Origin of the sequence: Microcoleus sp. bin48.metabat.b7b8b9.023 (genome assembly GCF_013299185.1) — a bacterium.
GTDB lineage: Bacteria > Cyanobacteriota > Cyanobacteriia > Cyanobacteriales > Microcoleaceae > Microcoleus.
Genome location: NZ_JAAFKG010000011.1, coordinates 89,916 through 102,639 on the forward strand (window position 1 = coordinate 89,916; position 12,724 = coordinate 102,639).

Annotated in this window: 6 protein-coding genes; 4 read left to right on the forward strand and 2 right to left on the reverse strand. The window is 45.6% G+C overall.

Going from position 1 to position 12,724, the window contains the following annotated elements; genetic code table 11:
• Positions 1 to 79 precede the first annotated feature (79 nt).
• Positions 80 to 2,611, reverse strand: a complete 2,532-nt coding sequence (locus QZW82_RS09230) for a VWA domain-containing protein (RefSeq protein WP_293147291.1) — start codon at positions 2,609 to 2,611, stop codon at positions 80 to 82.
• Positions 2,612 to 2,916: 305 nt separating this feature from the next.
• Between QZW82_RS09230 and QZW82_RS09235 the strand changes: the two genes are divergently transcribed.
• The 4 genes from QZW82_RS09235 (at position 2,917) to QZW82_RS09250 (ending at position 11,469) form a co-directional block, all read left to right on the forward strand.
• Positions 2,917 to 3,903 (forward strand): AEC family transporter, encoded by a 987-nt coding sequence (locus QZW82_RS09235; RefSeq protein ID WP_293147293.1) that lies wholly within the window; start codon positions 2,917 to 2,919, stop codon positions 3,901 to 3,903.
• A gap of 166 nt (positions 3,904 to 4,069) precedes the next feature.
• On the forward strand, positions 4,070 to 9,514 hold the full coding sequence (locus tag QZW82_RS09240) for an ATP-binding sensor histidine kinase (protein WP_293147295.1): 5,445 nt from the start codon (positions 4,070 to 4,072) through the stop codon (positions 9,512 to 9,514).
• Positions 9,477 to 9,713, forward strand: coding sequence for a hypothetical protein (locus QZW82_RS09245; protein WP_293147297.1), 237 nt, complete (start codon positions 9,477 to 9,479; stop codon positions 9,711 to 9,713). Before QZW82_RS09240 ends, QZW82_RS09245 begins: the two co-directional genes overlap by 38 nt.
• A gap of 79 nt (positions 9,714 to 9,792) precedes the next feature.
• A complete protein-coding gene (locus QZW82_RS09250) occupies positions 9,793 to 11,469 on the forward strand; it encodes a calcium-binding protein (protein ID WP_293147299.1) in 1,677 nt (558 codons plus the stop codon).
• A 66-nt stretch (positions 11,470 to 11,535) separates the two neighbouring features.
• On the opposite strand, the gene QZW82_RS09255 is transcribed toward QZW82_RS09250, so the two are convergent.
• Positions 11,536 to 11,898 (reverse strand): hypothetical protein, encoded by a 363-nt coding sequence (locus QZW82_RS09255; protein WP_293147301.1) that lies wholly within the window; start codon positions 11,896 to 11,898, stop codon positions 11,536 to 11,538.
• Between the last annotated feature and the right edge of the window lie 826 nt (positions 11,899 to 12,724).

A 12,724-nucleotide genomic window follows, 5' to 3' on the forward strand; every position in this document is an offset into this window, starting at 1 on the left:
TCTGAGGTATGTAGTTGCGCTTCAGCGCTCTTTCATAGATCCTCGAAGAGCGCTTAAGCGCAACAACGTACCTTTTTTGCTACTTTCCTACGGTGAAATACTCATTTTTAGCGTACACGCTGATAATGCAATCGCCGACTTCAAAAAACATCCCTTCTTGCTCATCTTTAGAGAATTGCAAGTTGCTGTATTTAGCACCCATTTCATCAGCAGTTGTCGCCTTGGCCTCCATTTCATCGGGAATAAGTCCGGTTGAACCGATGTAGAAAACTAGCGGCGAAACTTTCTCGCTGTACACTTTTTCGGCGTAGGTTTCCAGTTGCTCGTTTGCACTAGCTAAAGCAGCGACAAATTCGTCTCGCTTGACATCTTCTTCGTGCCATTTTGCTTGCAGCAGCCTCAGCAAACTGTCTGCACCAACTTTTTCTAAGGTAGCGCTCACAATTCCGTTATTTTCCAACCCCAAAAAGTCATCGAAAATTTGTTTCATTAAGTCGTCAACTTTGGTGATTTTGGTGCGGGATGAAACTGTTTTGTGCCCGAAGACGACAGGCTCATCTAAGGTAATGTCAAATGTCGGTTTTGCCAGCTTTTCCCCAGTATTTTTGTGGTAAACTTCGTACAGGCGATCGAGAAATTTGTTGGCCGAGTGCAATTTGCCGAAGTTGAGGATGTTTTTGCTGCCGATGTCGATTTTGTAGCTGACTCGCGAATCTACTGAACCGTTTGCGATCGCACTTTTCAACTCTGTGTACTCCGTCGTCGTCGGAAAGTTGAGGTAAAGGCTTTTCGACAGATAGTGCTGTTTCAACTCTTCCAACTGTTGAGCCGTATAACTCTCGGATGCTTCCTTCAAATGAGCCGAGAGAATGCTGGAGAGAATTTTAATGTTGGCGAGTTCCTCAAACACTCCGTCAAGGCTGCCGTAACGTCCGTCAAAAGGCACTAGCGGCAAACTCTCTAAGTTAAGATCGTACTCCGAATGGAAGTCAAAATCTCCCGCAGGCGAGCCGTCTTGCTCGATGACACCGCATTTTTTGAGCAAATCAAACACTGCTTGGCTGCTGATTTTGGTTCGCAGCGACTTGATATTAACTTCGCCGTCGCTGACAATGGTATAATTGTTGAAAGTATTGAGGTCTGTCACCAGAATTCCTGCCACTTCTGCGATCGCACTTCCATCCTCAACTTTTACCAGTTTAACTTTCCTGGTAATCAGCATATTGATGGTAGCGGTATTTTGATTGATCGCAAATGAACCCATCCGCACGTATTCGCCACCATCTAAGAATTCTGTTTTCAGCCAAGGCTTGACAAGGTTGCCGTTTTCGTCTCGCTTTCCTTCAACTCGCTTCAAACCTTTGCGTTGATAGTTTTTTTGCAAGTGTTTTAAGTTGATGATGATGCTGTTGCTGTTTTCCTCTAATATCTCGATCAACTCCAGCAGGGAAATTTTATCGCTGACTTTTACCCGATCGCCAATTTCATGATTTTGCAACACATCAGGCGCAAACACAGCTTGTTCCAAATCCTCCGTAAACTCGGCTATTTGAGCATTTGTCAAAGCTTTAGCGTGTTTTTCCGTCAAAGTAGCATCGAAGGTGCTCGCCAGCGCATACTTCGCCGTATTCAAATTGCCGTCAGCGAGGTTAGCTTTCGCAAAAGCAAACACCGACTCATCAGTTTGAGCAACCGGAACTTCTAATTTGTCATACTCATCTTTGGTGACTTGCTGATACTTGTAAAACAGTCCCGCATCGTCTGCTTTCAGCCCGCAGATTTTCAGCGTACTCGATGAACCGCTGATTTTCTTGCCGCTTTTGGAAACAAAAACTTGATAATCGTATTCCTTGATTAACGGTTCTTCCAGCGGCGGCGCCACCGAATCACCTAACAGTTTAGTGCTGTCGTACAGAGCATCATAAACCATTTTAACTTCGCCAGCGCGGATGCAATTTCCCGATAAAGTGTTGGCGATTTTCGAGAGCAGTTTGAAGTCAGCAGAAGCATAGGATATCGTGTTGGCAAACACATCCATGTCCTTAAGTTCGTCACAAATTTCCGCTAGTTTTGCTGCTTCGGCATTAGGACTTGGGTCATTTGCGTAACCGTCTGTGTGCAAGTTAATTGCTGTCACTTCTCCCGCTTTTACGAGAGATTTAGCAAGCTGCATCGACTGGGATATGCAGGTACAGCCAGCGGTTTGGATATTTTTAATTTGTTTGATGTATTGAGAGTCAATCTTCGTCACTTCTTGAATGGAAATTCGCTGAAAGTGACTAATTACGTCTCCGTGGTCAGCGTAGGAAATGAGGCTGACAATTAGTTGGTAATTGTTGTATTCGTCTAAAGTCAAAAGCTTGACTAGGGTCTCTTTCAGCGGTTTTAAGTCATAATACATCGAGCCGGAGCGATCGATAATGATGATGCTGTGGGCAACGGATTTTTCGGGGATATCGCCTGGTGTTCTTTCGAGATTGAGGCGATCGACTAAATAGAATGCCTTTTCATTTCCGGCAAAATTATAGAGGGTAAATTTGGTGCGATTATTCGAGGCTGCTTGGCTGCTGGAACTTTTGACCTGAGATGATTGTTTTGCTTGCCGTGCCATACTTTTCACTCGTGTTGATTTATTCCTCAACACTATCTTGACACGCCCTTTTGTCGGTGTCAAGGCCTGTTGAGGAAAATTATCGTTATTGTAGGGAGAGGTACGTTGTTGGGCTTTAGCCCTCTTTATCTATAAGTCTAAAGGAGGCTAAAGCCCAACAACGTACCTTAGTTACTGTAGGGTGCGTCAGGGGCGATTTTTTTGAGCAGTCATCATATTCTGTTGCTGACGCACCCTACAGATTTAGTATTCGTAAAAACTCGGTTTATGACCGCGCGTGCAAGTCCTAAAATATTTAATCAATAATGCTAAATTTAGCAAATCCGCTGCTCAAACTCTATCTAAATTTAATCGGATGGGTAGCGTTTGGATTCATTCTCGGCCGCCTGCTACCGAGAAGCTATTCTACATATTTAGCCAAGTTTCTGTTCTTTTTTGGCACACCGCTGAGCATTGTTACTTTTATCCGCCACGCCAATTTTTCTGGCCCTATTTTGCTGGCGCCGCTGATAGCTTGCGCGGCAATTCTAGCGGGTGGCAGACTTGCTTGGATTGTGATAAATTTCGGCTGGGGCGAGGAACGTCTCAAGACTATTAATCCAGGCAAAAATACCTCGGAAGCCAAAACCGCCTGGAGTTTGCCGACTCAAGGCAGTTTTTTATTAGCGGCGATGTTTGGTAATACGGGTTTTTTAGGAATTCCCATCACCTTGTCTTTGTTGGGCCCGGAACACTTTGCTTGGGGGTTGTTTTACGACTTGCTGGGTACTGGTACGGCAATCAATTTACTCGGAATTGCGATCGCCTCTGGCTGCGGTAACAGCAATCTACACCAGCATTGGTTAAGTCCCCTGCGAGCAATTTTGCAGAATCCGGCACTGTGGGCTCTGGGTATGGGATTTGTTTCGCGCAGCTTGCCACTGCCGACATTAATCGAAGGATTGTTAACAACAGGTGCTTGGGCTGTAATTAGTTTATCTTTGATTACGATCGGGATGCAGTTGAGCAAGTTGAATTCTTTGCACAATCTCAAACAAGTTTTGAGTTGTCTGTCAATTAAAATGCTGTTAATTCCCTTGGTATTTGGCGCGGGTTTAACGTTTGTTGGCATTACGGGCGCGCCGCGGCTTTCGCTGGTGCTGCAAATGGCAATGCCTCCGGCTTTTGGTACTACTTTGCTGGCTGAAGTTTTTAATCTCGATCGCGAATTGACCGTAACTGCGATCGGTATTGGCTGCGTTACTTTATTATTCACGATTCCAATCTGGATGCTGCTATTTAGTTTTTCATGAAAATAGAATCTGATTAGTTTAAGAAGGGGGTTATTTTAGTGACATGAATCACAACCATTGAGCGATCTATGTCATGTTCATTTTACTTAACAATCACTGGAGTTGGAAATTCAATTTTCTTCTGTTAAGCTACAAATAGCCCACAGATGAGGCGAATAATAAAAGTATGACAACTCAAAATTTTACATTGACAGGTTATGAAATTGTCGATCGCATTTACTCAGGAACTCGCACCCTAGTTTATCGAGGTTTCCGTACTAGCGACAAACAGCCAGTAGCCATCAAAGTCCTGCGGAGCGAGTATCCCAGTTTTAGCGAACTCGTGCAATTTCGCAATCAATATACCATTGCCAAAAACCTCAATTTACCCGGAATCATCGAAACATACAGCTTAGAAACTTACCAAAACAGCTATGCGCTGGTAATGGAAGACTTCGGGGGAATCTCTCTGAAGGAATGGAGGGAACAAGCGGAAACTGCGCCGAATTTGAGGGATTTTCTGCAAATGGCGATCGACATCAGCGGTACATTAGATATACTCTGCCGCCACCGCATCATTCACAAAGACATTAAACCCGCCAATATTTTAATTAATCCAGAAACAAAACAAGTCAAACTAATTGACTTTAGCATCGCATCTTTGCTGCCGAGGGAAACTCAAACTCTGATGAATCCTAACGTGCTCGAAGGGACACTCTGTTATTTGTCTCCGGAACAAACCGGCAGGATGAATCGCGGCATTGACTATCGAACTGATTTCTATTCTTTGGGCGTGACTTTCTATGAATTGCTGGCGGGAGAATTGCCGTTTCAGTCCAACGATCCGATGGAATTGGTACACTCTCATATTGCCAAGCAACCGCCATCACTACATTCTATGAAGCCGGAAATCCCGCAGGTACTTTCCCAGATTGTCAGCAAATTGATGGCAAAAAATGCTGAAGACCGCTATCAGAGCGCTTTGGGGCTGAAATTTGATTTAGAATTTTGTTTGCGTCAACTAGAAGAAAGTGGTCAAATTGGAATTTTTGCAGTAGCCCAGAGGGATTTGTGCGATCGCTTCATCATACCAGAAAAGCTCTACGGGAGAGAAACCGAAGTAAAAACCCTACTCGAAGCCTTTGAGCGCGTTGCATCCCCCCTTACCAAGGGGGGACAGAGGGGGGTCGAAATGATGTTAGTAGCTGGTTTTTCAGGGATTGGGAAAACAGTTGTAGTTAACGAAGTCCACAAACCAATTGTGCGGCAACGGGGTTATTTCATCAAAGGCAAATTCGACCAATTTAACCGCAATATTCCGTTTTCAGCTTTTGTGCAAGCCTTTCGAGATTTAATGGGACAATTGCTCAGCGAAAGTGACGAAAAGTTAGAAAAATGGCAAACTCAAATATTGCAAGCACTGGGCGATAACGGGCAAGTTATCATTGAAGTAATTCCCGAACTAGAAACAATTATTGGTCAACAACCACCTGCGACCGAACTTTCAGGAACTGCGGCACAGAATAGGTTTAATTTGGTGTTCCAAAACTTTATTCGAGTATTTACCGCCAAAGAACATCCCCTGGTGATGTTTTTGGATGACTTGCAGTGGGCAGATTCCGCCTCGCTACAGTTAATGCAACTGCTGATGTCCGAGTCAAAAACCAACTATTTATTAGTAATTGGTGCTTACCGAGATAATGAAGTATTTGCAGCACATCCCTTGATGCTGACACTGAATGCAGTAGTCAAAACAGGGGCAACTGTGAATACTATTACTCTGGAACCGTTGAGTTCAAAAAGTCTCAATAATTTAATTGCTGACACCCTCAATTGTACTCCAGATTTGGCAACACCATTGACTGATTTGGTGGCGCAAAAAACCCAGGGAAATCCATTTTTTGCTACGCAGTTTCTCAAAGCACTGCATCAGGATGGGCTGATTAGTTTTACCCCCGTAGCCCCCCCTGATCGAGGGGGGAGCTACGGGGGGTGGCAGTGCGATATCGCTCGAGTGCGGGAGGCGGCGCTGACGGATGATGTGGTGGAGTTTATGGCGTTGCAATTGCAGAAACTGCCTGCAATAACTCAGGATATTTTGAAGTTAGCAGCTTGTATTGGGAATCAGTTTGATTTAAATACATTGGCGATTGTCTCTGCTGGGTCACAAACGGAAGTGGCAACATCTCTATGGAAAGCTTTGCAGTCAGGGTTGATTCTGCCACAAAGTGAAGTTTATAAGTTTTATGTGGGAGAGTCAATTCACGACAAGGAGCAAGATGCACAGATTGTTAATTATAAATTCCTCCACGATCGCGTCCAACAAGCTGCTTACTCTCTGATTGCTGAAGACCAAAAACAGTCAACCCATCTGAAAATTGGATTCTTGCTTTTGCAAAGTATAACAGAAACAGAAAGGGAGTTGAATATTTTTAATATTGTCAACCAATTAAATCTAGGAATAGATGCGCTAGCTGCGGAAAGCTTCACTAAAGCAAAGCAAGTAACAAAAGATGAGTTAGCTGAATTGAATTTAATTGCTGGACGCAAGGCTAAAGCTTCTGCTGCCTATGAAGCTGCACTCAGATACTCAAATACTGCTCTAACACTGCTGACGGAAAATAGTTGGGAAGACCAGTATGAATTTAGTCTGGCTTTACATCTAGAGACAATCGAATTAGAGTATCTAAACGCAAATTTTGCTCGCTCTGCTGAACTAGCAGAGTTAACTCTACAACATACAAAAACAGTTTTGGATAAGGTAGCAGTCCATCAACTAAAAATTCAGTTTCATATTGCTCAAAACAATATGCTAAAAGCAATAGAAACTGGCTTAAAAGCGTTAGATATTTTGGGATTTTCTCTATCGCTTTCTTCAGATATCGATCTTGCTAATATAGAAATACCTAGTCTTGATTCTGTTAATTCTCTTCAGGCAATGACGGATCCTTTTGAGTTAGCTAAGGTACAAATCCTAGCGAGCCTGATCAGTCCTGCTTACTTCGCGCAACCGGATCTTTTTCCTAAAGTGACCTTGGCTGTCATTCAAGCCTCTTTTGAGTATGGGTATTCAGCCTTATCTGCTGTTGGATATGGCTTTGGAGCGCTGTTGTTTCTTAAGCCGGGATATATAGATCCAGGGTATCACTCTGGGTTACTCTCGCTACAATTACTAGAACGTTTTCACGCTAAAGAAATTGAGTCTAAATTACAACTGATTTTTAACGTCTTTATTCGCCCTCATAAAGAGCGTGGACGTGCCAGCTTAATTCCCTTTCTAAATGGATTACAGGCTGGCTTAGATACAGGAGAATTTGAGTATGCTTCCTACTGTGCTATGAATTACTGCAATCACCTTTTCTTCACAGGAGAAAATCTCAAAGAAACTAAACAATTGCAGGAACAATATCGAGATTTATTAGTTAAGTTGAAATTAGAATTCTCGATGCTTTTTTTTGGAATTTGGAGGCAAGCTGCTTTGAACCTAATGGGAGAATCTGTGGAGGCAACCCATTTGGTAGGAGAAAGCTTTGATGAAACATTGACAATACCTCAGTTAAAAATATCTAATAGCTTTACACTGCTATTTTCTGTATATGTTGCGAAGTCTATCCTACTGTATTTGTTAGGAAATTATACAGCCTGTCTCGAACATTCTATCTTGGCATCTGAGTGTATTAACAGTGAGTTTTCACCTATGATGGTGTCTTTGCACAAATTTTATTACTCATTAGCACTTTTGGCGAACTATCCCGATGCCGATCTAGCGATTGTAGAGTCTAATCAGGAAACTTTGCAAAAATGGGCGGACTATGCGCCGATGAATTTCAAGCATAAGTATGATTTGGTGGTCGCCGAAAAAAATCGAATTTTAGAGCAAAAAACAGAGGCCATAGAACTGTACGATCGCGCGATCGCCGGAGCCAAAGCCAACGAATACATCCAAGAAGAAGCCTTAGCCAACGAGCTCGCTGCTAAATTCTACCTCGACTGGGGCAAAGAAAAAGTCGCCGCAGGCTATATGCAGGAAGCGTATTACTGCTATGCCCGCTGGGGAGCCAAAGCCAAAATCGATGATTTAGAAAAACGCTATCCCCAACTGCTGGTTCCCATATTGCAACCGGGGCGCGATCGCCATTTTCTCACCGAAAACCGCCTGCAAACTGCTGATAAATCTTCATTGAGCGATCGAACTATCCAAACAATCTCCTCTAGCAGCAGCATTTCTGAATCCCTCGATTTTGCTACCATTTGCAAAGTATCACAAGCTTTATCGAGTGAAATTCAACTAGATCAATTGCTCTCTACCTTCCTGCAAGTATTGATCGAAAATGCCGGAGCAACCAAGGCTGCTCTGCTGTTGCTCAAAGACGATAATCTGACGGTGGAAGCCCTAGCGAACCTAAATGAAAGCGTTACCTTACTATCAATCCCCTTAGCAAGCAGTGAATTGCTTCCCGTCACAGCGATCGACTATGTTAAACGTACCTTAAAAACCGTCGTACTGGATGATGCGACAGCAGGAACCGATTTTATGGCTGACTCGTATTTCGTGCAACAACAGCCCAAAAGTGTTCTGTGCACGCCGATTGTGTATCAGGGTAAATTAATCGGGTTGCTGTATCTAGAAAATAACTTGACAATTGGGGCATTTACGGACGATCGCACTCTAGTCATCCAACTGTTGTGCGCCCAAGCGGCCATCTCCCTCGAAAATGCCAGCTTGTACCAACAATCTCAAGCTTATGCCCAAGAATTAGAACGATCGCTCTTTGACTTGCAGCAAGCCCAGTTACAGCTCGTACAGAGCGAAAAAATGTCCGCCTTGGGCAATCTCGTCGCCGGAGTCGCCCACGAAATCAACAATCCCGTCGGCTTTATTAACGGCAATATTGACGAAGCAACGACTACCATCAAAGATGTGATTAACCACTTAAAATTATATCAAGAAAAGCTGCCAAATCCCGGCGAAGAAATCGAACAAGATGCTGAGGATATTGATTTGGAGTATGCCTTAGCAGATTTGCCCAAGATGCTGTCGTCGATGAAAGTGGGGTGCGATCGCATTCGCGGTATCAGCACGAGCCTCCGCACCTTCTCCAGAGCCGATAAAGACTACAAAGTTCCTTTTAATATTCATGAAGGGATTGACAGTACGCTCTTAATTCTCAAACACCGACTGAAAGCTAACGAACACCGTCCGGCGATCGAAGTTGTCACCGATTACGGAAATCTGCCTCGAATCGAATGTTTTCCCGGTCAACTGAACCAAGTTTTTATGAATTTGCTCAGCAATGCGATCGATGCCCTAGATGAGTCAAGTCAAGGCCGCAGTTTTGATCGAATTGAAGCGAATCCTAATTGTATCAGGGTGCGGAGCGGTTTGGAGGGCGATCGCCATATCAAAATTACAATTGCCGATAACGGTGCGGGGATGACTGAATCTGTGAAACAGCGGATTTTTGACCATTTGTTCACCACGAAGGCGGTAGGAAAAGGTACTGGGTTGGGATTGGCGATCGCCCGTCAAATCGTTGTGGAAACCCACGGTGGTAAGTTGAGCTGCAACTCTGCGGTTGGTGAGGGGACTGAATTTGCGATCGTCCTACCTGTTAGTCAAGAAAGTCATTAGTGATGTCCCAGAAGAGCGAACATTAGTCATTAGTGATGATAGCGGTTTTAAACATAGGTTTGTAGTGAGGACTTTAGTCCGCATCCATCCGAGGACTCGCATTCGGAACGATCGAACCTATTTGCCACCACTCCAGACACTGGCAAAATTTCCCGCGCCGCTTCAGCAATTTGCCAAAATCTCAACTATGCTAACGTAGGCAAGCAGCAATGCCTTGTCACGCAGGCGATTGACATACTTTAAAACAATTTATTTTATTGAGGAGCGGTGTATTCCCTATGGCAAACCTGATCGGCACGGACAGCAACGACTTTATTCTAGGTACTCCGCAGGGCGATCGAATTCGGGGCTTAGATGGCGATGACACACTGCTGGGCGCGAATGGAGATGATACCGTAGAGGGCGACGCAGGCAAGGATCAGCTTCTCGGAGGCGATGGAGCAGATTCGCTGCTTGGGGGTGAAGGAAATGACGAGCTCATTGGCAACCAAGGCCGCGATTTTCTTTCCGGTGGCAATGGGGACGACTCGGTTCGCGGCGGTTTGGGTAACGATACTCTCGATGGCAACGACGGGTTAGACAGCTTGTTGGGAGATGCAGGGGACGACTTGGTTCGTGGTAACGGAGGCAATGATGTGATTGCCGGGGGTACTGGCAACGATACCCTCAGAGGGAATGACGGCGACGATTCCGTGTTCGGGAATAGTGATGATGACTATCTCTACGGGGATTTTGGGAACGATTCTCTCAACGGCGGTAGCGGGCGAGATCAACTGTTTGGCCTTGATGGCAACGACTATTTGGCCGGCAGTGACGGTGACGATACTTTGTACGGGAATGCTGGCAGAGATTCGCTCTTGGGAGAATCCGGCAACGATCAACTATTCGGCGGCAAGGCTGACGATACACTTTCTGGTGGCAGCGGTTTGGATACCCTTCGCGGCGATCAAGGTGACGACTGCCTCATGGGAGATGAAGGTAATGATTTCCTATTTGGTGGCAAAGGTAATGATGTTCTCGACGGCGGTTTTGGCGATGATTCTTTGGCCGGAGGTCTGGGCGACGATACAATTTTGGGTAGTTTTGGCAATGACAATTTATTTGGGGCAGAGGGTAATGATTCTCTGGTTGGAGGTGAGGGTTCGGATACTCTAACTGGTGGTAGCGGCAGTGATATTTTTGGATTGGGAGCCGGCCCGGGAAGTTTGGTTTTAATTACTGATTACAATGAGGCTGAGGATTTCTTTGGACTGCCGAGCAGTTTATCTTTCAGTCAACTGCAAGTTCGCCAAGGTAATGGTGCCAATCTCAGAGATACGGTAATTACGATCGACGGGAAGCTGTTAGCAATTTTGGTCAACACTCCGTCGGCGCTGATCGATGCCACTGATTTTATCAGTGTGAGTGGGACGTTTTCCCCCAGGCCGACGACTACGACGACTACGACGACTACGACTACGACTACTACGGGAACGGAAACGACTCCAACTCCGACGACTACGACTCCAACTCCGACGACTACGATTACGACTCCAACTCCGACGACTACGACTCCAACTCCGACGACTACGACTCCAACTCCGACGACTACGACTACGACTCCAACTCCGACGACTACGACTCCAACTCCGACGACTACGACTCCAACTCCGACGACTACGACTCCAACTCCGACGACTACGACTCCAACTCCGACGACTACGACTCCAACTCCGACGGCTACGACTCCAACTCCGACGACTACGACTCCAACTCCGACGACTACGACTCCAACTCCGACGGTTTCGAGGATTCCGACTGCGCCGACTGTTACCGTACCTGATTCAATGGTGTCAATTAGTTCGATCGCCCCGACACCGAGTCCGGGACTCTTGCCGATGCCCGGCCAGATGCCGGTATTTCCTGCAATGCTGCCGAGTCCGATACCCGTACCTCCTACACCTTTCGGGTTCTAGGTGCAACAGCGCCCTTCTGTGATGAGTTTTGAGTTAATGTCAACGTCACCAACTCAAAACTCATCACTATTTAAGGTCTTCCTCAGTCCCGGCCGAGTCATTTTCAGACTTGGCCGGATCGTTTTCTAGTGGAGATAATTGTTGGGCGTACCCCAAGATCGATCGAAGTTTCATACGCTGGATGTAAGGCCAGCCGCCATTGGCTTCAATATTCCTGAGCAGTTTGTAAACTGCTTGGCGGTTGTCGGGAAAAGATGCTTGGAACAAACCGTCCCGAATTTCCTGGTGCGAAGCTTCCAGGGCCCGCAGCAGGGTCAAAAGCAGCACACTGTCTCCCTGACAACTTTCGGCTAAAGTCCGAATCGCCTCTGTCAGCGATTGCAGTTGAGACTGCAACTTTTCTGACTCTAAATTTTTGCCGTTGTCCATACCGCTGCTTCCTTTGAAATCTACAAGGCGTTTGTCCCCAGCCTTTTGGTGAGCCGACTAATCGAGCTAGTGGCGATCGCCATTCGGGGCCAATAAGCAACGTAACTTAAGTGGGTTGACGATCGCAAGATTTATTTGCAGTTCAAGTCAGGAAAAGAGCACAACCCGTCGTACCATGTGTATTGGGCTGCGATCCGAACATGATTGAGAAATCATAAGTTCTTGCTGATTTTCACCGCACTAGCTCGATTTTTTGAGTGAAAGCCAGTGTCGGTGAAGCGAGCCATCTGGATCTAAATGCTGCTATGGCGCTGGCCTAGCCTGCCGGCGGGCAATTATATTTTGCTCGAACTAGGGCTTTTTCTTAATATAATCCGATGTTGGATATTGAGGTTGGGAGTCAGGAACTCAGGGCTAAAAGCCACTGAGCTTGTAAGAAATTGCAAGCTGTTCTGACCAGACCCCTATACGGAGGAGACGTTATTTAGGTCACGACACCGGCGAATGCGACGCCAGTTTTCCGCTCTGTCACCTGCGATTAAACAGTTTTAAAGTCACTGAAACAGTGTCGCAGGTCTAACAAGCCTTTATAACCAGGTCGAGGCGAACATTACCCCGCAAGGGAGGCTCCATCAGGAGCGAACATTATGCGTACAGGGTTGTAAGATTTGAGATGGTAATTGTCCCATCGAAAGTACATTACAAAAGTACACCGGACTTTTACAACTCCAAGGCGGTAATGGAAAGATTCAAGGCGATTGAAATCGCCTGGTCGTTTTTCTCTCAGGTCTAAAGACTGTGAGTTTCCCAGTTACCGAGTTTTTTT

What these genes read in the sequence shown, in the direction of transcription:
- QZW82_RS09230 (WP_293147291.1), bottom strand. Translation starts at nt 2,611, where the DNA reads ATGGCACGGCAAGCAAAACAATCATCTCAGGTCAAAAGTTCCAGCAGC.
- QZW82_RS09235 (WP_293147293.1), top strand. Translation starts at nt 2,917, where the DNA reads ATGCTAAATTTAGCAAATCCGCTGCTCAAACTCTATCTAAATTTAATC.
- QZW82_RS09240 (WP_293147295.1), top strand. Translation starts at nt 4,070, where the DNA reads ATGACAACTCAAAATTTTACATTGACAGGTTATGAAATTGTCGATCGC.
- QZW82_RS09250 (WP_293147299.1), top strand. Translation starts at nt 9,793, where the DNA reads ATGGCAAACCTGATCGGCACGGACAGCAACGACTTTATTCTAGGTACT.
- QZW82_RS09255 (WP_293147301.1), bottom strand. Translation starts at nt 11,898, where the DNA reads ATGGACAACGGCAAAAATTTAGAGTCAGAAAAGTTGCAGTCTCAACTG.